Source organism: Nakamurella sp. PAMC28650, from assembly GCF_014303395.1.
GTDB lineage: Bacteria > Actinomycetota > Actinomycetes > Mycobacteriales > Nakamurellaceae > Nakamurella.
In genome coordinates, this window is record NZ_CP060298.1 from 5,356,659 (window position 1) to 5,379,120 (window position 22,462).

The window sequence follows — 22,462 nt, forward strand, 5'->3', positions numbered from 1 at the left end:
ATCGAAGGAATGTGCCGGCGGAGGCGGACGGGAATCGAACCCGCCGAACCGAGATACTCGGCTCCACCGGTTTTGAAGACCGGGAGGGCCACCAGACGCCTTTACGCCTCCGCCTGCCACCGTAGGCCCCGGAGGTCCCGATTGGCGAAATTGGCGCATGGCCACGCTCTGCAGGGGTACAACGGGTGCATGACCGCACCATCGACCCGCCCTCTCGGCCAACTCCGCGCCGTCGGTTCTGCCGCTACCGATCTCGTGATCAGGTTGACCCAGTTCGCACACGGCGGTGGCTGCGCCTGCAAGATCCCACCGGGCGACCTGGAGGAGATCGTCCGCGGCCTGACCGGTGCACCGTCGCCCGACCTGCTGGTCGGACTGGACGACGGTGACGACGCGGCGGTCGTGCGGATCGACGCGCACACCGCGATCGTGCACACGGCAGACTTCTTCACCCCGGTCGTCGACGACGCCTACGACTGGGGCCGGATCGCTGCCGCCAACGCACTCTCGGACGTCTACGCGATGGGTGGCCGCCCGATCGTGGCGGTCAATCTGCTCGGCTGGCCGCGGGACCTGCTGCCGCTGGAACTGCTCCGCGAGGTGCTCCGGGGTGGGCTCGACATCGCACGCCTGGCCGGCTGCCACGTGGGCGGCGGGCACAGCATCGACGCACCGGAACCGCTCTACGGCATGGCGGTGACCGGGCTGGTCGACCCGGAACACCTGCTGCGCAACGACTCCGCCCGGGCCGGAACGCCGATCAGCCTGACCAAACCGCTGGGTGTCGGGGTGCTCAACAACCGGCACAAGGTGACCGGAGAGCACTTCCCCCAGGCCGTGGCCTCTATGGTGGCCCTCAACGCCGCGGCGGGCGCTGACGCGGTGGCGGCCGGCATCGTGGCGGCCACCGACGTCACCGGGTTCGGACTGCTCGGCCACCTGCACAAGATGGCAAGGGCCTCCGGCGTGGAGGCGCACATCGAGGCGGCCGCGGTGCCCTACCTGGAGGGCGCGCGGGAGGCGTTGCGCGACGGGTTCGTCAGCGGGGGAACCCGTCGCAACCTCGACTGGGTCCGGCCCTTCCTGGACTCGCAGGTCTCCGACGACGAACTGCTCCTGCTGGCCGACGCACAGACCAGTGGAGGACTGCTCGTGGCCGGCGAGATACCCGGAGCGCCCGTGATCGGCGAGTTCGTGGCGAGTACACCGGCAAGCCACCGGACGATCACCGTCCGATAGCGGCCAGGGCCGACCCCAGGGTCCAGCGGATGCGTCGGTCAGCGCCGGGCGGCCGCCGCCGCCTTCCGGGCTTCGAGACGTTCACGCTGCGGGACGACGGTGTACTTGGGGTCCCTGGCCGACTCCTGGCCGGCGTCGAAGATGCCGAAGCGGGTGAAGGCCGAACCGGCGAGCAGTGCGACACCGGCCGCCGCAGAAGCGATCCGACTGCGCCGACCGACCACCGCCGTCACTGCGCCGACGGCGGTCAGCAGGTGGCTGGCCCGCATCAGCTTTCCCGGAGTGCCCTGGTGCAACGGCTCCGCCGTGATGCCCATCGACTTCTCCATCACCCGGCCCGCCGCCAGTTCCAGCAGCGCACCGCCGACGGCCAGTTTCCGGGCCGGCCCGGCGTCCTTCGCGGAGCCACCGAGCAGGCCGAGACCACCGGCCGCGGCCGCCGCAGACCCGACGAAGACGAATGGCATCTCGCGGTAGGCCTCGTGCCAACTCGGTGTCGCCGTGTCGGACAGCAGCACGGCCGTGTAGGACGCGACCGCCGGTGCCAGCAGCGCGGCTGCAATGCCGGCCGGCCGGGCCAGGAACGTGGCGATTCCGACCACCGGACGCGGCAGGACCCGGACCAGGGGGGCCAGTTCGGCGGCGCCGGCCAGCATCGCCAAGGGCCCGTACCCGGTCAGCACCCAGGTGCCCACCGACATCGGCGACGTCGGTTTGGCGACCCGGAGCATGTTCACGAAACGCGACGGGCGGCCGAGATCGTGGACCAGGGCGGCGAAGCTCAATCCGATGCCGACCAGCGCACCGATCCGGCCGGTGCGGCGCAGCGTCGACCGTCCGGTCAGATCGGCGCCGGCCGCCACGAGCGATGATCCGGCGGCGACCCCACCGAGGAACAGGTAGGCCGGGATGTCCGCCTCCCACGGCGACGCCTTGACCACCGGCCGGCCGTAGTACGACGTGAAGGTGGCGTCGGGCACCATCTTCTGTTCGCCGCCACCGCCCCGGCGACCCCCGCCGCGCCGGTGGTGACCACGACGGGCCCCCGATCCGGCCTTCGCCCGGGTGAGGTCGTTCGGCGAGGCGAAACCGTTCTCGGCGGCGCTCATCTGCGTCCACCGAGGAACGACATCGCCGCTCCGGCCAGCAGCGCGCCGGCGGCCAGGGCGGCCCGGCGCCACATGTCGGGCAGATCGCGGGTGGTGACGATCGGGTCCGGCGGAAGCCCGTAGACCTCCGGCTCGTCGAGCAGCAGGAACATCGCACCGGCGCCGCCGACGCCGTCGTTCGGGTCCTCGCCGTAGAGGCGGGCCTCGGTGACACCGTCGGCGTGCAGGGCCGCCAGCCGGGTGGCCGCGCGTTCGCGCAGTTCGTCGACGTCACCGAACTGGATGGATTCGGTCGGGCAGGCCTGCGCGCAGGCCGGGGTCTGGCCGTGACCGATGCGGTCGTAGCACAGGGTGCACTTCTGGGCGACACCCACGTTCTTGACGGTCTTGTCGCCGATCCGGCGGTCGATCACCCCGTACGGGCAGGCGGGCACGCAGTACCCGCACCCGTTGCAGATGTCCTCCTGCACCACGACGGTGCCGAACTCCGTCCGGAACAGCGAACCCGTCGGGCAGACGTCCAGGCAGGCGGCACTGGTGCAGTGCTTGCACACGTCCGAGGACATCAGCCAGCGGAAGTCCGTCCGGTCGCCCACCTCGGCCTGCTGACCGGGAAGGTCGAAGGACGGCATGCCGAGATCGACTGCGGGAGTGGTGGTCGCCGGACGCGCCGGCTGCTCGATGAAGGCCACGTGCCGCCAGGTGCTGGCCCCCAGCGCGCCGGTGTTGTCGTAGGAGGAGCCCAGCAGCTCGAGCCCGTCCTCTGGCACCCCGTTCCACTCCTTGCACGCCACCTCGCACGCCTTGCAACCGATGCAGATCGACGTGTCGGTGAAGAAACCCTTGCGCGCCGGCGGGTCCGACCATCCCGAGCGGGTCGCCGGATCAGGTAGCGAGGTGGTCACTGTTCACCGTTCTCTGCGGGGGCATTCTTTGCGGGGGCACTCTGTATGGGGGCATTCTTTGCGGGGGCACCCGGGTGGTCGGACGAGCCGTTCGACGAACCTGTCGCCAATGGGCTCGGTTGATCGCCCGGTGGAGTGCGTTGCTGGTTGCCGGTCGCCAGCGTGACGCCGGCCCGCTCACGGTACGAGCGCACGTACTCCAGCAGCGCCGGGCCTCTCGGGCGTCGTCCGGGCTGGATGTCGCAGGAGGACACCTTGCTCTCCTGGATGTGCACGTTCGGATCAAGCGTGACACCGAACAGGTCGTTCGCCGAGTCCCCGCTGACCAGCGCGTCGCCGCCGACGCCCCAGTGGTAGGGCAGACCGATCTGGTGGATGGTGTGACCGTCGACGACCAGCGGGACCACCCGGTCGGTGACCATCACCTTGGCCTCGATCGCACTGCGAGCCGTCACGATGGTGGCCCACCCCATGTGTTCGAGGCCTCGCTCGGCCGCCAGCGCCGGGGAGATCTCGCAGAAGAAGAACGGCTGGAGTTCCGACAGGTAGGGCAGCCAGCGACTCATCCCGCCGGCCGTGTGATGCTCGGTCAGCCGATGGGTGCTGAAGACGTACGGATAGATCTCGGACCCAGGGGTCGCCCCCGAGGGGTTCGAGTAGTTGTCGGTGCGGGGGAACACCTGTCGGGTCGGATTGGCCTGCTGCCGGTAGAACGGATTGGTGACCGGCGATTCGTGCGGCTCGTAGTGCGCCGGCATCGGACCGTCCAGCAGACCGGTCGGCGCGAACAGCCAGGCCTTGCCGTCCCCCTGCATGATGAAGGGATCGTTGCCGGCAAGTCCATCCGGGCCACCGGTTCCCGGCTCGGGCCGGTAGTCCGGAGCCGTGGTCGGCGGGAAGTCCGGGATGTCGTGGCCGGTCCACTTCTTCGCGTCGGCATCCCACCAGACCAGCGCCTTGGCCTCGCTCCACGGTTTGCCGTCGGGATCGGCCGAGGCACGGTTGTAGAGGACACGACGGTTCGCCGGCCAGGCCCAGCCCCATTCCGGCGCCACCCAGGACTGCTGCGTGCCGGGCTTGCGGCGCGCGGACTGGTTGACATCGTCGGCATAGACGCCGGTGTAGATCCAGCAACCGCCGGCCGTCGAACCGTCGGCCTTCATCTCGGTGTAGGAGCTGAGCAACTGCCCGGCCTTCTCACCGGTCAGGTGCGATCCGTTGATCTCCCGCAGCACCGCGTCGGCCGAGGCCTCCTCCGACCCTTCGGTGCCGTAGTTCCAGGTCATGTCCTGCAGCGGCCGATCCCGCCTGAGCCCGGAATCACGGACACCCTCCTGCATCAACTGTCCGAGCCGGTAGAAGAAGTCGAGATCGCTCTCGCAGTCTCCGGGTGGCTCGACAGCCTTGTGGTGCCACTGCAGCAGACGCTGGGTCTGGGTAAAAGTGCCGTCCTTCTCCACGTGGGAGGCCGCCGGGAAGAAGAAGACCTCGGTGGCGATGTCCTTGGTGACCAGCTCACCGGTCTCGATCTCCGGTGAATCCTTCCAGAAGGTGGCCGTCTCGATCATGTTGAGGTCCCGCACCACCAGGTACTTCAGGTGTGCCATCGCCAGTCGCTGCATCTTGCCGTGCGCGGAGCCGACGGCCGGATTCTGGCCGAGCACCAGGTAGCCCTCGATCTTGTCCGCCAGCATGTCCATCACGGTCTGGTACGTACCGTGGTCGCCGGTCAGCTTGGGCAGATAGTCGAAGCAGTAGTCGTTCTCGGCCGTCGCGGCGTCGCCCCAGTAGGCCTTGAGCAAACTGACGGTGTACGTGTCGGCCTTCGTCCAGAAGCCCTTCTGCTCCGGGTGCGAGATCGTCTTCAGGTACGCCGCCAGATTCTCGTGCATGCCGACCTTGGGCATCGGAAGGTATCCCGGGAGCAGGTTGAACAGGGTCGGGATGTCGGTCGAGCCCTGGATGCTCGCGTGTCCGCGCAACGCGAGGATCCCGCCGCCCGGCCGGCCCATGTTGCCCAGCAGCAATTGGACGATGGCCGCTCCGCGGATGTACTGCGCACCGACGGAATGGTGCGTCCAGCCCACCGAGTAGACCCAGGCCGTGGTCTTGTCGCGACCACTGTTCTCCACCACTGCACGGCAGACCTTCTCGAAGGCCTCCGGCGGGACACCGCAGGTCTGGTGGACCATTTCCGGGGTGTACCGGGCGTAGTGACGCTTCAGCACCTGGAAGACGGACCGGGGATGCTGCAACGTCTCGTCACGCTGGATCCGCGCGGGGTCCACGCTCGCCGAGGTGTCCGAGTTCTGGATGTCGTTCTCCGTGCCACTGGCCGCCGAGGTCTCGCGAACGCCCTCGTACTGCCAGGAGGCCGTGTCATACGTCGCCGTCTCCGGGTCGTATCCGGAGAACACGCCGTCGAGGTCGTCGACGTCCTGGAAATCCTCCCGCAGGATGGTCGCCGCGTTGGTGTAGGCGACGACGTAGTCCCGGAAGTAGGCCTTGTTGGACAAGATGTAGTGCACGATCCCGCCCAGGAAGGCGATGTCGCTACCGGCCCGCAACGGGACGTGCTGATCCGACACCGCCGAGGTACGGGTGTACCGCGGGTCGACGTGGATGATCTTGGCGCCACGCGCCTTCGCTTCCATCACCCACTGGAATCCAACCGGATGACATTCGGCCATGTTGGAACCCTGGATGACGATGCAATCCGCGTTGGCCAGATCCTGCTGGAATCCGGTGGCACCACCGCGGCCGAGAGAGGCTCCCAGACTGGGAACCGTGGCGCTGTGTCAAATACGCGCCTGGTTTTCGATCTGTACCGCGCCCATCGCGGTGAACAGCTTCTTGATGATGTAGTTCTCTTCGTTGTCCAGGGTGGCGCCGCCGAGGCCGGCGATGCCCATCGTCCGGTTGAGCGGACGGCCCCGGTCGTCGGCGTCCTGCCAGGTGCGGTCCCGGGTGTCGAGCATCCGCTCGGCCAGCATCCTGGTCGCCACGTGCAGGTCGAGCGTCTCCCACTCGGTACCGAAAGGCTTGCGGTACAGCACCTTCTTCTGACGTCCGGGAGAGTTCACCAGCTGCTCGCTGGCCGACCCCTTGGGGCAGAGGCGACCCCGCGAGATGGGAGAGTCCGGATCGCCCTCGATCTGCACCACGTGCTCGTCCTTGACGAAGACCTTCTGCCCGCACCCCACGGCGCAGTAGGGGCAGATGCTCTTCACGACGCGGTCGGCCGTGGAGGTCCGCGGGGTGATGGCTTCGGTGTGGGCGGAGGTCACGGCGGAGCCCTTGCCCAGCCCGTCCGGGCCGCTGAGCTGCCTGACCAACGGCCAGGACAAGAAGGTCCGTTTGATGCTCACTGCCACCACCTCACGTCATGCGGATCTGTCGATTCACGATCTTGGCACTCAGATGCCCAGTCCCGGACCGTCCAAACGATGCGAAACCGAGGACTCATCTGTCTTCGTGCACCAGTCGGTAGACGACGTAGACGGCAAACCATGTGATCAGCGCGCCGACCACCACATCCAGCGCTCCGTAGACAAGATTCAGCATGACCTCACGGTACCCGCGGTCCCTCGCGGTGGTGTGCGCAGCCTGCGCGAGACCCTCGGGAACCGCACCTGACCAGTGAACGCCGGCCGGAGGGAGGGAGCCGGTACCCAGGTGTGGACTGCGTCAAAGGTGTGACTGATGGGGCGGAAGTGAACCACATTCCCTCGGGCCGGCCATCGACAGATATCGTGACCATTCTGTGACCTGGGGGTGGCTCGAAATGATGCTTAGGACGTGCCGGGTAATTACGTAGGTTTGACTGGTTCTTTTCGCTAGAATTGTTCTATGCCCCTACCCACCACCGATGTGGAAGTCCTCACGTCACGGTTGTTGCTGATCAGACCCCATCTGGATGAGCGGGCCTGGCGGTTGTTGCTCGGCTCGGAAGCCAAGGCGCTGGGCCGGGGCGGGATCAAAGTGGTCGCCGGGGCGATCGGTGCGCACCCGGACACCGTGGCCCAAGGAGTCCGCGAATTGGACTACCCCGACCAGATCCCGGGCCGGGTCCGGCGCCCCGGCGCCGGCCGGCCCAGCGCGGCGGTGACCGACCCCACCCTGTGGGAAGCGTTGGATGCCCTGGTGGATCCGGTGACCCGCGGCGATCCGATGTCGATGCTGCGGTGGACAACGAAATCGACGTCGAAACTAGCCGCCACGCTGACCACCAACGGCCACCCGGTGTCGGCATCCACAGTGGGAAACTTGTTGAAGGCCAACGGATACAGCCTGCAAGCCAACGTCAAGACCCTCGAGGGCAACCAACACCCCGACCGCGACGCCCAGTTCAACTATCTCAACGATCAGGCCACCGCGTTCAGCGCCGCCGGTGAACCGGTCATCAGCGTCGACACCAAGAAAAAGGAGCTGATCGGGAATTTCAGCATCGGCGGCAAGGAATGGGAACCCCAGGGTGAACCCACCCGGACCAGCGTCCACGACTTCATGGACAAAACCCTGGGCAAGGTCGCCCCGTACGGGGTGTACGACATCGCCGCGAACACCGGATGGATCAACGTCGGCACCGACGCCGACACCGGGCAGTTCGCCGTGGAATCCATCCGCCGATGGTGGAACACTGTGGGCACCAACACTTATCCAAGCGCAACAAGGTTGATGATCACCGCTGATTCCGGCGGGTCCAACGGCTCCCGGCTACGGTTGTGGAAAACCGAACTCGCCGCGCTGGCCACCGAAACCGGACTGGCGATCACCGTGTGCCACCTTCCGCCGGGCACCTCGAAATGGAACAAGATCGAGCATCGCCTCTTCTCCGCGATCAGCCGTAGCTGGCGGGCCCGACCCCTGACCTCCCACGAAGTCGTCATCGAAACCATCAAAGCCACAACCACCACCACCGGGCTCAGCGTCCACGCCGAACTGGACCTGGGCATCTACGAGAGGGGAATCAAGATCAGCGACCGCCAGATCAAAGAACTTGAAAGCAGCCAGCTACACCGCCATGACTTCCACGGCGACTGGAACTACAGCCTGCACCCCGCGACACGCCCGGACACACCCAAATAATTCGCGGGCGGGCCCTTATTTCGGGGTCGGCTGTCGGTGCCCGCCGATAAAAGTTCTCGATATGGGGACGGCCGGATTCGTCGATTCCGACCAGGCCAAACAATTGGCTCTTGTGACGTTCTCGTGGGTGGTTTGACCCCTGGTTGTGGGCGACACACCGTGCCCGGTATAGCTTCTGGATTATCTAGAAACAGTCACTATCCAGGAGCACGGTGTGCGCGGTGTAACGATATGGCGAAAGCTGCTCGGTGTCGAGCAACTGCAGGTGTGCGATGTGGCGTGGGAGGAGGCCGACGACCGGCAGGTGCTGGTCGTCTCGGTGCGTGCGACGAAGGGCGCCCGGAGTAGGTGCAGTCGATGCCGGCGTAGACGGCCGGGCTATGACCAGGGCGGCGGAACCCGGCGGTGGCGGTCGCTGGACTGGGGGTCGACGATGGTATTCCTGCAGGCTGCGGCCCCGCGGGTGAACTGCCGGACGCACGGGGTGGTCGTCGCGGCGGTGCCGTGGGCCCGACCCGGCGCGCGGGCAACCCGAGCGTTTGAAGACCAGTGCGCGTGGTTGGCGGCGCACACCGCTTCGTCGGTGGTGGCGCAGTTGATGCGGACGTCGTGGCGGCACGTGAGCGCAATCATCGAGCACGTCGTCGCCGACGGTTTGGCCGGCCGGGACGTGCTCGCGGGGCTGCAGCGGATCGGCATCGATGAAATCTCCCACCGCAAAGGCCAGCGGTATCTGACGTGCGTGGTCGATCAAGACTCCGGCAGATTGGTGTGGGCCGCACCGGGCCGCAACAGCGACACCCTGGGTCGGTTCTTCGACCAACTCGGCCCAGAACGGGCGGCGGCGTTGACGCACGTCTCGGCCGACGGGGCGCAGTGGATCCACGACACCGTGACGGCCCGCGCGCCGCAGGCGGTGCTGGGATTGGATCCGTTTCATATCGTGGGGTGGGCCACCCGGGAGTTGGACAAGGTCCGTCGTCAGACGTGGAACACGCTGCGGGGTAGGAGTAGCTCTGCGCAGGCGTCGTCGGTGAAGGGCAGCCGCTGGGCATTGCTGAAAAACCCGGCGGACCTGTCCCCGGAGCAACGCGGGTCGGTCGCCTCGATCGCCCAGACCAACCGGCATCTGTATCGGGCGTATCTGCTGAAGGAGCAACTGCGCGCGGTGTTCCAGGTCAAGGGCCAGGCCGGCCGTGAACTGCTGGCCGGGTGGATCGCCTGGGCCCGCCGCTCCCAACTGCCCGGGTTCATCGCCTTGGCAAAGACGTTGAAGCGGTTCCAGCAGCTGATCTGGAACACCCTGATCCACCACATGAGCAACGCCCAATCCGAGGCCACCAACACCCACCTACGGGCCTTGACCCGCAGGTCGTACGGCTTTCACAGCCCAGAAGCGTTGATAGCCATGGCAATGCTCACCCGCGGCGGGTTATGCCCGCCGCTACCAGGCCGCTAACTGGCCCACGAAAACGTCAGGAGACCCAAACAATTGGTCCGGTCGGTGATGAACGCCGTCACCGATTTGCGGGACGGCGAGGTTACGTCTGCACGGTTCCACACACGCCTTCGATGAGATCGTCCGGCGAAAGCCGCCCGCCGACGGCGCGCCACGACGTAGCCTCACAGACGACGCCTCCCCGACGGCGCCCCACAGGCAGTCGACCATGCGGGATGTGGTCGACCATGCGGGATGCGGCAGGAGGTGCGAGGAATGCCGGACGCGCAGACGACGTCGGAGCCGGGCCAGGACCTGCTCGACCGCATCCTGAAGGCCGCCGCGACCCACCCGAACCGCCCGGCGCTGTCCGGCCACCGTGGCCGCACCCTGCGCTACCGCGAGTTGGCGGTCTCGATCGTCGCCACGGCGAAAGGGCTACGGCGCAACGGGTTCAGCAGTGGCGATCGGCTGCTGTTCTCGGTGCGCCCCGACCCGGAGGGCATCGTCCTGGCGTTGGGCGTCGTGGCGGCCGGCGGTTCGGTCGTCTTCGTGGATCCCGGTGTCGGCAGTGAAACATTCGTCGCCAGAGTTGCGCTGGCGAAGCCTCGGTGGGCCGCCGCTGAATCGGTGGTCTACGCCGGAGCGTCGCTCCGCCCGCTGAAGGCCCTCACCCGGCGGGCGGGTCTGGTCCTGCCCGACTACACCGCATCGGGTATCCGGACGCTGCGGGCCGGTCCGTGGCTGCCCGGTGTACCCGCGGGAACCATCTCGATCAGCGCCCTGGCCAAGGGTCGCGGCCCGATCGACGCGGTTCCGCTACCCGGACTTCGGGACGACCCGGACGCCGAGGCCACCGTGGTCTTCACCTCGGGCGCCACCGGGTCACCGAGGGCAGTCGTGCACACCAGGGGGTCGTTGGGTGCCGCACTGTCCGTACTCGCCTACCGGTACGAGATCGACCAGCACGCGCAGGTCTACACCGACCAGTTCATGCTGGGCCTGCCCGCACTGGCGGCCGGGGCGCACTGGCAACTACCCCCGCTCGGATTCGCCCCGCGCACGGACCCGGCACGGTTCGCCAAGGGCATGGGGCAGGCCACCCACACCTTTCTGACGCCGGCCGACCTGGCGGCGGTCCTGACCGCGGTCTCCGAGCATCTGGCGGCGGTACCCACTGCGCTGCAGCAGATTCTGGTCGGCGGTGCACCTGTGCTGCCACCACTGGTCAACCGAGCCGCCGCCGTCCTGCCCCGGGTGCGCGTACTGGCCGTCTACGGCATGACGGAGATCGTCCCGATCGCGATCGCGGACGGCGCCGACAAGCTCGTCGCCGATCCGGACGGCGACCTGGTCGGCCGGCTGCTCCCGGGGGTCACCGCACGGCTGACGGCCGATGACGAGCTGATCGTCTCGGGTCCGCACCTGGCCAAGGGATACCTCGGTGAGCCGCCACTGCAGGAACATGCCACCGGAGACCGAGCCCTGCTGCGGGGCGACGCCGTCATCCTGCTGGGACGCCGGAAGGACAGGATCATCCGCGGTCGCACGTCCATCTACCCTGCGTCCTACGAATCCGCGATCGAGGCCATCCCGGGGGTCGGCCACGCCGTCATGGTGGGTGTTCCGGACGAGACCGGTGACGAGCGGGTCGTCCTGGCGCTCCAACCGGCCGGACAGCACGTCGAGGAGCATCCGCTGGCCGGGGTTCCGAAGGAGTCGAACACGCGCGACGAGCCACTCCTGGCCGCCCCGGCACCGGCGCTGCTGCTCGACCATCCACTTGCCGCCGCCGTCACCGCGGCCCTTCCGGAGCTCATCGACGCCGCGTCGCTCCCCGATCAGGTCGTCGTGATCAGCGCGATCCCCACGTCCGGCCGCGCTCGTCTGCCTGACCGGACGATGCTCCGCCGTTTGCTCGTCGAGCTGGCCGAGACGACGGGCTGACCGGAGCCAACGCCCGCCCAGGACCGCAGCAACTCCGGGACGCACCGTTCCGCGCACGGCCGGTCCGCGCAAGGCTGGTCAGCGCACGGCTGGTCCGCGCACCGCTCTACTGCGGCGACGGCACCGCGGTGATCAACAGGTTGGAGTCGTAGCTGCGGGTGGAGTAGTCGAAGCTGCCGATGCAGGTCACGAGCAACAGGTCGGAAGCGTTGGTGGTGTGCTGCAGCAGCCGGGGATCGAGTTGCGTTTTCTCGATCTGCTGCCGGGCGGTCACCTTGAAGTGCAGTACCCGTCCATCTGCTTCGTCGAGTGCGATCGTGTCTCCGCTGCGGAGCAGGTCGAGGGCGGCGAAGGCTCCGAGACCGGCGGTGGAATCGATGTGCCCGGTGATGACGGCGCGGCCCGGCGTACCGGGACGGGGCCCGGATACCCACCACCCTGCGGTGGAGATGTCCGATGGCGGCTCCAGCACTCCGGCGGCGGACACGCCGATCGGCACGACGCGAATCGGATTCCGCGAACCGGCCAATTCGATGGACGTCGGAACCGAGGGCGGCGCGACCACCGCCGATGGATGCCCGCTCCGATCAGGGCGGCTTCGTTCGGTCGACGAGCCCACGACCGCGGGTGTCGAGACACCATGAGCTGCAGTCTGTCCCGGCGTCGCGACCAACGGCGGCGAGGTCGAGCCGCTGACCGGCTCGGACGGAGCCAGGGCCGGGCTCGGCCCCGACGTCAGGGGCGCAGAGGTGGGAGCGAAGTATTTCTGTTCGGCCAGAACAACCTGTTGCCGGGCGGAGGATGCAGAGATCAACGTGGTGGTCGCCACCACGATGACCACTACCCCTGCCAGGAGCAGAGCAATCCAGAGCACCATTCCCCGGCGCGGCCGGGGGCGGCGTCGGGTGGTTTCCCGACGCCGCCCACCGAATTGGTCCGTTGGTGCCATCTGCTGGGTGTCAGATGCTCCGCTTGCGGACGGTGTAGACGCCGGCCACAGCCACGAGAACCATGACGGAGCCGATCAGCAGCGCGACGATGGATCCGTCGAGCCCGGTCTGCGATGCTGCGAACTGCCCGCCATTTCCGGCATTGACTGCGGTCGGAGCGGTACCGCTTCCGGCGGTCAGCTGACCACGTGCGGCTCCGGAGAGGTGGGACTTCGTGTGCACGTTGACGTAGTAGCCCGCCGGGTCGGCCACGATCGCGGCCGCGAGGGACTTCGCGACGGTGACCGTCGCGGTTCCATGGGCATTGATCACGGCGGCATCGAACATGACGACGACCGGACCGCTGACGCCCGCTGCGCCCTTGTGGATGTGACCGGCCGCCACGGGCTCCGAGCCCTGGAAGGACACGGTGTACGTGATGGTCCCGGCCTGCGGATCGATGTCAACGGTCGCAGCAATGGTGTCGCTGGCCGAGGCCGCGGCAGGGACTTCCGAGGATCCGCTGCCCGAAGCGGTCAGGCTGGTGGTGGCCGCCGAGGCCGGCGACACCACGGTGAACAGCATGAGACCGCAGACACCCGCGACGGCCAGCACGCGAGCGGCGGTGATGCGAAAACGCGTCATCTCAACTCTTTCCGGTTGTGCACCGACGCCAGTCGCCGGGGCTTGAAATACCTCTCCTTGATACACCTATCTGTGAGTTGCCCCATAAATCTGTGAGTTGACCCCCGACCGGATCGGACCACCACCATTTCCGGCCCGCCGTGGACGCGACCGGATGCCTGGTTCAATGGGTGGATGACCCTGTCCCTGTGCGCGCTGCTGGCGTTGATTTCGGCGGGGGTGTGGACTGCGATGAGCCACCGGGTCGCGGCGGCCCTGGCGCTCGTCGCCGTCTCGGTCCTGTGGCCGTTCGTCAACTCGTCGATCGAGGGCCCCGTGCTGTGGGTGGTGGGCCGTGGACACGGATTGACCGCCTCAGATCTGCTCAGCCCGGTCGGTGTGGCGGCTGCGGCCGTTCGACTGTGGCTGCGTCCCCGCGACATCGATCCGGGCACCCGGAGGCTCGGCGGCGATTCCGGCACCGCTGCGCCGAATCCGGACCTCTGAGCTCGGCCTCGTCAGGAGATCAGACCGGCGACCTGCAGAACGTGACGGGTCATTCCCTGCAGCTGCGACACGATGGACACCGCACTGACCCGAATGGAGGCCGCCGTCTGCTCGGCGGCGATTTCACTCTGCGACTGCAGACCTTCGATGAGATCGGCCGTCACGGTGGAATCGTCACGCATGGCGTCGTACCGGGGTGTCGCCGAGGTCTCCAGAATTGCGCCGAAGTACTGGTCGGTCCAGCCGACGGAATGGACGTTGATGGCCTGCGAGGAGTTCAGATCGGTCCAGCCCTGTTTGGAGCCATGGTCTCCGTCCAGTGAATTGAACCCGAAATCCTGGTCGAAGCCGTCGGCGCCGACAGAGGCGACATTGGCCATCGCGTCCATCAGGAACGGCCCGACGATCGGATCGTTGGAGGCCTTGAAGAGGAACATCGCCTCGTCGTCCGCGGTGATGTACTCCCAGCCCCAGTCGTGCGGGCCGGTCTTCGGGCCGTTGGCCGTGTGCCGGAGGCCGTAACGGGCGGCCATCGCCGGCACAGCAGCCGTCGTCCAGTATTCCGATTCGATCCGGTCGTTGGAGTGCACGATCATCTCGTGGAGGTCCGTCGCCAGCGAGGTCGGCACCGTGCCGTTGTACTTGACCAGGTAGTAGCTGACCGTGAAGAGCTTGACGATGGACTCGGAGATCACCTGGGTGTTGCCGCCGCTGGCGGCCACCAGTTCACCCGTCGACCGATCGACGAGAGCCGCGTACTGATTCACTCCGTCGCCCACGGCATCGGCCACGCCCTGGTCGAGGGCCTGCTGCGGCGTCAGAGTGTTCGACGGAGCTGCCGTGGCGGTAGCAGGGGTCAAACCGACGATCAGGACGGCCGAGGCCAAGACCGCTGCGACCCGCCTTCGTGTCCCGTTGACCACGCGTCGAACCCTCCCTGTGCCCTACTGGAGCACCCGCTGCCCTCCCACCAGCCACGATACCGGGCCGACCCCGGTGGGGCGACGACGAATTGCGGTCAGACGTCAGGCTGATCACTCAACGCCGACTTGGCCGCGTCTTTCGCGTCGTCGATGGTCTGCTGCAGATGGTCGAGCTTCGGGCTGCTGACCTCCGGTGCCGCCGGCTCCCGGTCATCCCCGTGATCGGTCGGCTCGTCGCTCTGGTCGCTCTCGACTGGGACGTTCTGCTCCGCCATGATCATGTCCTCCGTATCGGGCTGCGGTGACCTCTCACAAGCGGTACCCGCGCGCCATCGGCCCAAACGCCCCGTCCGCGGGACCGGCGGCGGCCGGGCTCATTGGTACGGTTTTCCAGGCGCGGCGCGGACCGTTACCCTGAACGGGCTCGATGAGAAGGCTGCAGATCCTAGGATCGACCAGCTGGACCGTCGGGCGACGACCCGGGCAGCGATGCCCCGGATCGGCCTCTATAGCTCAGGGGATAGAGCATTGGTTTCCTAAACCATGTGTCGCAGGTTCGAATCCTGCTAGGGGCACTTCTTTCCAGTTCAGAGTGCTCTGCGCTCTGAACTGACGTCATGGGCAGACGAACGGCACGCCTTGTGCATGTCTTTCAGTCGCACAGTTGATGTGGGCCGTTCACGGCGCTGCCGTGGGTCCATGCCGAGTCAACGCATTGACCCGAACACGGTTGGTACGGTCTCGGCCCTGCTGGTGGCCCGTCCGGTGGGCGCGACGACCGGGAGGCTCACGATTCGATCTACGCGAGGAAGAGCGGACGCCGCGGGTGGCGGCCGGGGGATCGGCAGCTGACGACATCGCCGGCGAGCAGGTGTCCTGCCGCGTGACGCGATGGAGAGTCCGCCTTGCCTGCGTCGAGGGAAGCACCGACATCCTCTGGTACCCGCGACGGTCCTGACGGCCGACGGATCAGTTGCCCGCGAACAGCCAGCGGCGGAAAACTCGTGTCAGCAGCGGCAGAATCACGTAGCTGAGCAACGTGGTCAACACCACCGGCAACACCAGATTGGAGAGCAGCAGGGGCCAGGAGTAGAACAGGCGCGCCGCCCACTCGACATACCCGAGCACCAGCAGATAGATCACGATGACGGTGAGCAGCCACATCTTCCAGGCGGCAGGCCGTGAGGCCGGCGTGTCCTCACCCGGTAGCCGGAACCAGGTTTCCAGGCCGGCTGCGTTCTGGGTCCGGTGCGGACTACCTGCGACGTCCACCTCCTCGGCGAGCAGGGTCGCCCGCTCCGGTGAATCCATCCACCGGTCCAGGTGTTCCTGATCGACGAAATGGTGGATGAACAAGTATTCGGCTCGACCATCCTGTTTGATCGCGCTCCCGGCCAGATGCCCCGGGAACGCGGACGCAGTCGACAGGAACCGTCGACCCCAGTTCTCGAACTCTGTTTCGCGGCCGGGTCTGGCCGCACGACCGACGACGATGGCGACGGGCTCGGGTCGGTCGTCCCCGGGACCGAGAGGACGGTTCACGCGGTGCTCATCCGGACACCGGTGCGGGGATCAGCGTGACGGGAAGTGCAGCCAGCGCCCGGATGACGTTGTTCATGGCCATGGTGGGCGTGCCGATGTCGAACCTGGCCACCCTGGTGGCCAGTGCGCCGAGAATGGCGTGGCCCTCCAGTCGGGCGAGGCCTTGTCCGGCGCAACCGTGCACCCCGAAACCGAAGGCCACGTGCGCGTTGGCGTTGAGCCTCGTGACATCGAATTCTTCCGGGCGTTCGAACATCCTCTCGTCACGGTTTGCCGAGGCCCACAGCAGCAGCACACGCTGGCCGGCCGGGATGGTCGTTCCGGCGATGGTGACCGGCTCGGTGGTGACACGTGAGAACGCCCGCGCGGGGGATTCCATCCGCAGGACTTCGTTGAACGCGTTGGGGATGATGGTGAGGTCCTGACGTATCCGGTCCCATTGCTCGGGGTACCGCCCGAACAGCCAGACCGCACTGCCGACCGCGCTGATCGTGGTGTCGAGCGCCGGTGCCAGGTAGTCCAGCAGCAGGGCCGGGCACTGGGCCGGCTCCACGTCGCCACGGTCGAGGGCATCCAGCACCCCGGCACCGAGACTGCCGGGCACCACATTGCGGGATTCGGTCAGGCCGACGGCGTACTCGAACATCGAACGACGGCCGCCCATGGATGCCTTGCAACGCTCGTTCGGGGGTTCCATGGTGTCGAAAGCTGCGGCGGCCCAGGGTAATAGCTTGTCGTGGACGTCATCGGGCCAGCCGACGAACGCCGGTACGATGCCCATCGGAAGCACTCTGGCCAGGTCGGTGACGGCGTCGAAGGAACCACGCCGCAACAGCGTTGTGACGAGATCCTCGGCGATGCTCTGGATCTGCGCGCGCATGGGTCGAAGCGAACGGGGGGTCAACCGCTCCCCCACCACGCTGCGCAGGTGATCGTGCAGGGGCGGGTCACTGGCCAAGATGGTGCCGCGAAGGGTCTCGTTGGTGAACGGCGTGAGACTGACCCCCTCGGCGGAGGAGAAAATCTGCCAGTTCTCGGTGGCGGCCTTCACCTCTGCATATCGGGTCAGAGCCCAGGCATGGGAAGCTTCCAACCAGACCACCGGCCCGATCCCGCGGAGTTCTCGGTAGGCCTCGTACGGCTCCCGGATCAGTTCGTCGCAGTAGAGGTCGAGATCGGAACTGGGAATGGTGGTGGTCATGCGGTCACCTCGGATGTGCGAGCGGGATCAATTCGTGCCAGCCGTTTGAGCCTGACCAGTGACAGGCGGTGGTTGATGGACGCCGCCGCCCGGGGTTGGCCGTCGACGATCCACTGCAGCACCGCGCACCGGTCGGGCAACGATCCTTCGATCACCAGGGGGGCAATACCGGATGGGATCTCACCGGTGATCTTGATGTCCAGCCCGAATCCCTCGGTCCAGAAATAGGCGGTCTCGAACTCCTGCGTCTGCGGGGCGCCGTGGAGCAGAGTTCTGGCCGCCGAACGACCCTGACTGATCGCGCTGTGCCAGTGGGGGGTCCGCCGGAGCCGCCCGGTGGCAAGGTCCCTGGTGCCCGTGATGTCACCGGCTGCGACCACTCCGGGACGGCAGAAGCCACCGGCTCCCACTTCCAGCGGCCCGTCGGCCGGAAGACCGGATCCGGCCAGCCACTCCACGTTCGGTACATCCCCCACCGCGGTGATCACCACATCCGCCTCGACCAGACGACCGTCTGCCAGGCCGATGCCGCCGATTTCGCGATCCCCGGTCAGCTCGGCCCCGGCCGGGCTGATCAGGAATCGAACACCCGCCTCGCGGGCCCGGCCGACGATCAGGTCGGCCAGATCGGGACCGAGTTGACGCAGCAGTGGCGGCGAGATGTCGACGACGGTGACGTCGAGCCCGAGGGCTCGTGCGCTGGAGGCCAGCTCCATACCCAGGAAACCGCCGCCGAGAATGGCCACCGTCTTCGCGCAGGAGAACGAGGACGCCAACCGGTGTGCGTCGTCCAGGGTGCGGAGGACATGTTCGCCCCGCTGCCCTCGTTCGGCCAACCGGCGCGCCCGGGATCCGGTGGCCAGGACGATTCCGTCGAACGGCAGGGATTCCCGTGCACCGTCGGAGTCGACGGACAACAGACCGGCGGCGAGGTCGAGGGCCACCGCGGTGGTGCCCCGGCGGACCGAGATGTCAGCGTCAAGAGCCAGCAGTGCAATGGATTCCGGTGTTTCCGTACCGACGAGCATGGCCTTGGACAGTGGTGGTCTGGCGTAGGCGAGGTGCTGTTCGGTGCCCACCACCGTGATTTCGCCGGTGACACCCTCCACGCGGAGGGTGTCGGCGGCACTGATCCCGGCCGCCGACCCACCCACCACCAAGACCTTGGAACGTGGTCCCAGGTTCACGGCTCGACCACGGACAGGGCGGCGACCGGACACAGCCGCGCACCGGATCTGGCCTTCGCAGCCAACGCCGCCGGAATCTCGTCGTGCAGGATCTCCAGTTCGCCGTCGTCGTCGAGCCGGTAGATCTCCGGGGCTATCTCCTCGCACACGCCGTGGCCCTCGCACCGGCCGCGGTCAACGGTGATCTTCATGGATTTCTCATTTCCCAATTGTTGCCGACCATCGATCTGGATCTCAGACTGGTGAGGGTGTCCACAGCAGCCGATCGGGTTGATTGATGCCGTACGGCAGGAACTCCTCGATCAGACCGCCGGTGCCCCATTGGTCGTTGTCCTGCGCCGATGGCGTCCACACCGCGCCGCAGTAGGGATCGCCGGGCACGAGCTGCTGCAATTCCGAGGTGTATTCCGCGACATTGCCATTCGGATCGACGAAATACGAGAACGTGTTGTTTCCCGGCCCGTGACGGCCGGGGCCCCAGACCGGCGTGACTCCGTGACGCATCATCCGCCCGGTGCCCCGCATGTACTCGTCCAGCCCCCGCATGTCGTAGGCGATGTGGTTGAACGAGGAATGCGGTGCCGCCGTGATGGCCAGCACATGATGGTCGACACCCACCCGGAGGAACGCCATGAAATCGCCGAGCCAGTCGATCACCTGGAACCCGAGCATTCCCTCGTAGAACGCCACCAGGGAATGGATGTCGGCGCTGTTGATGACAGCGTGGCTGACCTTGCGCGGGATCGACTCGCCCGGCTCCAGTTCCCGCGCAGCGCGTGGTGACAGATCGGTGGACAGTTCCACGAGGCGCCCGTCCGGGTCGAAGAGCCGGAGGCCGTAGCCACCATCGGGTGTCGTCAGCCGCTGCGGCAGTCGGTCGACCCGGACCCCCGCGGCCAGCAGGGTCTCGGCGATCGAGTCGATGCTCGCGGCATCCCGCACCCCGAAGGAAATGAGATCCAGGTGCTTCTCCTCCGCAGCCCGAAGGCGCAGCACGTAGGGCTCCGTACTGCCCTGCGCAGCGAAGAACACCACGTCGCCGTCCCGGTCGACCTCCGTCAGACCCCAGATGCCGCCGTAGAAGTCCACCGACGCGCGCAGGTCGGGGACGGCTTCGGCGACGTAACGGACGTGAGTGACCGCGGTGTCCGGAAGCGTGCGGGCCGAGGGGTGGAAATCAGCGGAGCTCTTCATGTCCTCATCTTGTCGTCTGCACTGTGCCGGCATTGGTGGCCGTGACGACTTCACCTGGTCGGCCATCATTCTGCCGTCTGCGAGGGCGGCCTCGGCCGACGACAGGGATCCGTGTGGGTCTCGGAGGGAAACCGGGCGGCCGATGAACTCTCAGCTGGGTTCGGACATCTCGCTGTCCACCTGCTTCGACTGCACGCCAGGGCCACCTCGCCATCCGAACCCCCTTGAGCATTATGCATAATTGATATCCAGTCAACCCGAGCCACCGAACATCCCCGCATCCAGGCGCGCCAACGCTGGGGCACAGTCCGGGCTTCTGCGCGTCATCCACCCCGACCGGCTGCAACATCCGCATCGTCCGCCGGTCCACGTGAGCCGCGCGCTGGAGCGGGTAGGGACCCCGGCGGGACTCGGGAAGCCTCACGCGACGGCCCCCCGAACCGAGCTGAGCGACGACCGGACGATCTGATTGCGGATCACACCCAGACCCTGCACCTCGGCTTCCACCACATCGCCAGGTGAGAGAAAACTGTTGGTGCCCTGACCGACCCCGCCCGGTGTGCCGGTGGCCAGGATGTCACCGGGAATGAGTGTGGTCATGCGGGAGGCGAACTCGATCTGCTCCTCCGGGGTGAAGATGAGGTTGGAGGTGTTGCCGTCCTGCCGGGTCTGGCCGTTGACGGTCAACCGCAGCCGCAGGTCCAGATGGTCCGGCACGAACATGGCGGGCACGAGAACGGGTCCCATCGGCGCGAAGCCGTCGTGGCTCTTGCCGCCGAACCAATCCGAACGCAGGCGCTCCCGGTCGGGTCGGAACAGCAGGTTCCGAGCGGAGAAGTCGTTGGTGCTCATGTATCCGGCCACGTGGTGCAGTGCATCAGCTGACGAGACCCGCGTCGCGCGTCGACCGATGACGACGGCCAGCTCGACCTCCCAGTCCATCTCGGTGACCTCGGGTGGTATCTCGATGTCGTCGTACGGCCCGGTCAGCGAACTGGGCGCTTTCAGGAAGACGTAGGGGTGGGTGCCCTCACGCAACCCGTTGAATTCCCTGGACTGCGCCACCTCCCCCGGGTTGAAACCGAATCTCTGCGCGTCACGCATCTCCTTGACGTGATCGGCGTAGTTCTGCGCGGCGTACACCATCTTCGACGGCCGGGTGATCGGTGGCAGCAGCCGGACCCCGGAGCGCAGGACCCGCAGTCGCTCGTCGTCCAGGCCGACCTGCTCGATGAATGCGGCCACGAGGCAGAGCTTGTCGAGCGACCGATCCCAGTCCTCGAGCAGATCCATCATCCCGTAACGCGGTTCGTCCGGAGCCGGCGCCACACCCGCGGACTCGGCCGCCGAGCGGAGGTCGACGAGTTCGCCGCCGACGACCAGCGCGGGCCGTCCCCGATCACCCGGGACACCCGGTCCCTGTGCCGCCACGGTGGCCAGGGCGAACCCGCTCAGCGGGTGCTCCCCCATCGACAGTGGCCGGCTCTGCCGGTCGGTGGTGGTCATCAAGCGCTCCTGAGGATCTCGGTGGGTTGTCCGGCGGTCTCGGCAATCGGCAGGCGGAACAGACTGCGGGCATTGCCTTCCAGAACCTGCTGCCGGTCGGCAGCCGGCAGGTCGAGAGCATCGATCGCAGCGAGCGTCTCGGCCACGAACGTCGGGCCTCCGTCCTGGCAGAACGGCGCATCGGTTCCGAAGACGGATCGGTCGGGTCCGAAGAAGTCGTATCCGGCGCGGACTGCGGACTTGGAGCCGTTGAGTGCGGTGTCGGCGTAGAAGCGCCGATAGTGCTCGACGACCGGGGTGGTGATCCCGGCCCGTACGGCCACCGGATTCGGGCCGCCGGGACCGGTGAAGATCTGCTGGAAACCCAACTCGATGCGCGCACCGAACGAGGGGATCATCCCGCCGAAATGGTGCAGGACGATCTTGATGTCCGGGAGCTCGTTGAAAATTCCGGAGTAGACCATCCGCGCCGCGAAGGCACTGGTCTCGTAGGGCCAGCCGAAGGTGAACCACACCTCGTCCGGTGAATCCAATTCGGTCGCGTAATCGGCCACCGCCGCGGTGCGAAACGGATGGACCAGCACCGGCAGGTCGCGCTGCGCCATCTGCTGGAAGATCGGGCGGTAGAGCGGCCCGCTGACCGGAGCTCCCAGCACATTGGTGTAGATCTGGATGCCACGCGCTCCGAGCTCGGCATGCGCATACTCGAGTTCGGCCATGGCCAGTTCGAGGTCCGACATCGGCAGCACGGCCGTGAACGCCGGGAAACGGTCCGGATACCTGGCGCACAGTTTCGCCATCTCCTCGTTGGCGAGCCTGGCCAATTCGGCCGCCACTACCGGCGTTCCGAAGGTCTCCACCGGTGGATTCCCGAAGTTCAGGATCTGCTGCACACCGGGAAACGGGGCCAACGATCGGAGTCTGGCGTCGATGTCCCACAGCTCCGGCAACCCGCCGAAGGCGGACAGTGCCGGAAGTCCTGGCTTCAGCTCCAGGAAGCGGGCCAGCACGGCCGGTGGCACGAAGTGGCTGAAGACATCGATCATGGACAACCCGTCGGATCGGAAGCGGAGGAGACCCTACTGACATTATGCATAATGCGCCGCAATGGCAAGAGGGTGTC

General features: G+C 67.0%; 18 protein-coding genes, 2 tRNA genes and 1 pseudogene. 6 read left to right on the top strand and 15 right to left on the bottom strand.

Going from position 1 to position 22,462, the window contains the following annotated elements; all coding sequences use genetic code 11:
- Positions 1 to 18: 18 nt before the first annotated feature.
- Positions 19 to 111, bottom strand: a tRNA-Sec gene (locus H7F38_RS24220).
- A 78-nt stretch (positions 112 to 189) separates the two neighbouring features.
- Between H7F38_RS24220 and selD the strand changes: the two genes are divergently transcribed.
- Positions 190 to 1,239 (top strand): selenide, water dikinase SelD, encoded by a 1,050-nt coding sequence (selD, locus tag H7F38_RS24225; RefSeq protein WP_187092130.1) that lies wholly within the window; start codon positions 190 to 192, stop codon positions 1,237 to 1,239.
- 38 nt (positions 1,240 to 1,277) lie between these two features.
- On the opposite strand, the gene nrfD is transcribed toward selD, so the two are convergent.
- The 3 genes from nrfD to fdh are packed head-to-tail and all read right to left on the bottom strand — an operon-like array spanning position 1,278 to position 6,621.
- The gene (gene nrfD, locus H7F38_RS24230) at positions 1,278 to 2,348 is read right to left on the bottom strand and encodes an NrfD/PsrC family molybdoenzyme membrane anchor subunit (RefSeq protein WP_255498166.1); all 1,071 of its coding nucleotides are present in this window, start codon (positions 2,346 to 2,348) and stop codon (positions 1,278 to 1,280) included.
- Complete coding sequence (locus H7F38_RS24235; protein WP_187092131.1) at positions 2,345 to 3,253, bottom strand: 4Fe-4S dicluster domain-containing protein; 909 nt, start codon at positions 3,251 to 3,253, stop codon at positions 2,345 to 2,347. The genes nrfD and H7F38_RS24235 overlap by 4 nt, the downstream gene beginning before the upstream one ends.
- A complete protein-coding gene (fdh, locus tag H7F38_RS24240) occupies positions 3,250 to 6,621 on the bottom strand; it encodes a formate dehydrogenase (protein ID WP_187092132.1) in 3,372 nt (1,123 codons plus the stop codon). The genes H7F38_RS24235 and fdh overlap by 4 nt, the downstream gene beginning before the upstream one ends.
- Before the next feature lie 481 nt (positions 6,622 to 7,102).
- On the opposite strand from fdh, the pseudogene H7F38_RS24245 reads away from it, so the two are divergent.
- The 3 genes and pseudogenes from H7F38_RS24245 to H7F38_RS24255 form a co-directional block, all read left to right on the top strand.
- Positions 7,103 to 8,314, top strand: a pseudogene (locus H7F38_RS24245) (ISAzo13 family transposase); the annotation flags it as partial.
- A gap of 241 nt (positions 8,315 to 8,555) precedes the next feature.
- Complete coding sequence (locus H7F38_RS24250; protein WP_187092134.1) at positions 8,556 to 9,800, top strand: ISL3 family transposase; 1,245 nt, start codon at positions 8,556 to 8,558, stop codon at positions 9,798 to 9,800.
- A 255-nt stretch (positions 9,801 to 10,055) separates the two neighbouring features.
- Entirely contained in the window at positions 10,056 to 11,726 is a 1,671-nt protein-coding gene (locus H7F38_RS24255) for a class I adenylate-forming enzyme family protein (protein WP_187092135.1), read from the top strand.
- Between the two features lie 106 nt (positions 11,727 to 11,832).
- Here H7F38_RS24255 and H7F38_RS24260 read toward each other — a convergent pair whose 3' ends face one another.
- Entirely contained in the window at positions 11,833 to 12,675 is an 843-nt protein-coding gene (locus H7F38_RS24260; protein WP_187092136.1) for a class F sortase, read from the bottom strand.
- A gap of 10 nt (positions 12,676 to 12,685) precedes the next feature.
- Positions 12,686 to 13,300 (bottom strand): CHRD domain-containing protein, encoded by a 615-nt coding sequence (locus H7F38_RS24265; protein WP_187092137.1) that lies wholly within the window; start codon positions 13,298 to 13,300, stop codon positions 12,686 to 12,688.
- 174 nt (positions 13,301 to 13,474) lie between these two features.
- On the opposite strand from H7F38_RS24265, the gene H7F38_RS24270 reads away from it, so the two are divergent.
- Positions 13,475 to 13,786 (top strand): hypothetical protein, encoded by a 312-nt coding sequence (locus H7F38_RS24270; protein WP_187092138.1) that lies wholly within the window; start codon positions 13,475 to 13,477, stop codon positions 13,784 to 13,786.
- An 11-nt stretch (positions 13,787 to 13,797) separates the two neighbouring features.
- Here the strand turns inward: H7F38_RS24270 and H7F38_RS24275 are convergent, their stop codons facing one another.
- Both H7F38_RS24275 and H7F38_RS24280 read right to left on the bottom strand, forming a co-directional pair.
- The gene (locus H7F38_RS24275; RefSeq protein ID WP_187092139.1) at positions 13,798 to 14,646 is read right to left on the bottom strand and encodes a hypothetical protein; all 849 of its coding nucleotides are present in this window, start codon (positions 14,644 to 14,646) and stop codon (positions 13,798 to 13,800) included.
- A gap of 158 nt (positions 14,647 to 14,804) precedes the next feature.
- Entirely contained in the window at positions 14,805 to 14,984 is a 180-nt protein-coding gene (locus tag H7F38_RS24280) for a hypothetical protein (RefSeq protein WP_187092140.1), read from the bottom strand.
- 227 nt (positions 14,985 to 15,211) lie between these two features.
- Here H7F38_RS24280 and H7F38_RS24285 point away from each other — a divergent pair.
- Positions 15,212 to 15,284, top strand: a tRNA-Arg gene (locus H7F38_RS24285).
- A gap of 394 nt (positions 15,285 to 15,678) precedes the next feature.
- Here H7F38_RS24285 and H7F38_RS24290 read toward each other — a convergent pair.
- The 7 genes from H7F38_RS24290 to H7F38_RS24320 all read right to left on the bottom strand — a co-directional run bounded on the left by H7F38_RS24290 (position 15,679) and on the right by H7F38_RS24320 (position 22,385).
- Complete coding sequence (locus tag H7F38_RS24290; RefSeq protein WP_187092141.1) at positions 15,679 to 16,251, bottom strand: antibiotic biosynthesis monooxygenase; 573 nt, start codon at positions 16,249 to 16,251, stop codon at positions 15,679 to 15,681.
- 7 nt (positions 16,252 to 16,258) lie between these two features.
- The gene (locus H7F38_RS24295) at positions 16,259 to 17,452 is read right to left on the bottom strand and encodes a cytochrome P450 (protein WP_187092142.1); all 1,194 of its coding nucleotides are present in this window, start codon (positions 17,450 to 17,452) and stop codon (positions 16,259 to 16,261) included.
- Complete coding sequence (locus tag H7F38_RS24300) at positions 17,449 to 18,639, bottom strand: NAD(P)/FAD-dependent oxidoreductase (protein ID WP_187092143.1); 1,191 nt, start codon at positions 18,637 to 18,639, stop codon at positions 17,449 to 17,451. The genes H7F38_RS24295 and H7F38_RS24300 overlap by 4 nt, the downstream gene beginning before the upstream one ends.
- Positions 18,636 to 18,830 carry a ferredoxin gene (locus tag H7F38_RS24305; RefSeq protein ID WP_187092144.1) on the bottom strand — a complete coding sequence of 65 codons (195 nt, stop codon included), beginning with the start codon at positions 18,828 to 18,830 and terminating at the stop codon, positions 18,636 to 18,638. Before H7F38_RS24305 ends, H7F38_RS24300 begins: the two co-directional genes overlap by 4 nt.
- Before the next feature lie 43 nt (positions 18,831 to 18,873).
- Complete coding sequence (locus H7F38_RS24310; protein WP_187092145.1) at positions 18,874 to 19,833, bottom strand: VOC family protein; 960 nt, start codon at positions 19,831 to 19,833, stop codon at positions 18,874 to 18,876.
- Between the two features lie 420 nt (positions 19,834 to 20,253).
- Positions 20,254 to 21,339 (bottom strand): fumarylacetoacetate hydrolase family protein, encoded by a 1,086-nt coding sequence (locus tag H7F38_RS24315; RefSeq protein WP_187092146.1) that lies wholly within the window; start codon positions 21,337 to 21,339, stop codon positions 20,254 to 20,256.
- Entirely contained in the window at positions 21,339 to 22,385 is a 1,047-nt protein-coding gene (locus tag H7F38_RS24320; RefSeq protein WP_187092147.1) for an amidohydrolase family protein, read from the bottom strand. Before H7F38_RS24320 ends, H7F38_RS24315 begins: the two co-directional genes overlap by 1 nt.
- Between the last annotated feature and the right edge of the window lie 77 nt (positions 22,386 to 22,462).

Coding starts and splice junctions, on each gene's coding strand:
- H7F38_RS24265 (WP_187092137.1), bottom strand. CDS start 13,300: ATGACGCGTTTTCGCATCACCGCCGCTCGCGTGCTGGCCGTCGCGGGT.
- selD (WP_187092130.1), top strand. CDS start 190: ATGACCGCACCATCGACCCGCCCTCTCGGCCAACTCCGCGCCGTCGGT.
- H7F38_RS24320 (WP_187092147.1), bottom strand. CDS start 22,385: ATGATCGATGTCTTCAGCCACTTCGTGCCACCGGCCGTGCTGGCCCGC.
- H7F38_RS24310 (WP_187092145.1), bottom strand. CDS start 19,833: ATGAAGAGCTCCGCTGATTTCCACCCCTCGGCCCGCACGCTTCCGGAC.
- H7F38_RS24295 (WP_187092142.1), bottom strand. CDS start 17,452: ATGACCACCACCATTCCCAGTTCCGATCTCGACCTCTACTGCGACGAA.
- H7F38_RS24305 (WP_187092144.1), bottom strand. CDS start 18,830: ATGAAGATCACCGTTGACCGCGGCCGGTGCGAGGGCCACGGCGTGTGC.
- nrfD (WP_255498166.1), bottom strand. CDS start 2,348: ATGAGCGCCGCCGAGAACGGTTTCGCCTCGCCGAACGACCTCACCCGG.
- H7F38_RS24255 (WP_187092135.1), top strand. CDS start 10,056: ATGCCGGACGCGCAGACGACGTCGGAGCCGGGCCAGGACCTGCTCGAC.
- H7F38_RS24270 (WP_187092138.1), top strand. CDS start 13,475: ATGACCCTGTCCCTGTGCGCGCTGCTGGCGTTGATTTCGGCGGGGGTG.
- H7F38_RS24260 (WP_187092136.1), bottom strand. CDS start 12,675: ATGGCACCAACGGACCAATTCGGTGGGCGGCGTCGGGAAACCACCCGA.
- H7F38_RS24315 (WP_187092146.1), bottom strand. CDS start 21,339: ATGACCACCACCGACCGGCAGAGCCGGCCACTGTCGATGGGGGAGCAC.
- H7F38_RS24280 (WP_187092140.1), bottom strand. CDS start 14,984: ATGGCGGAGCAGAACGTCCCAGTCGAGAGCGACCAGAGCGACGAGCCG.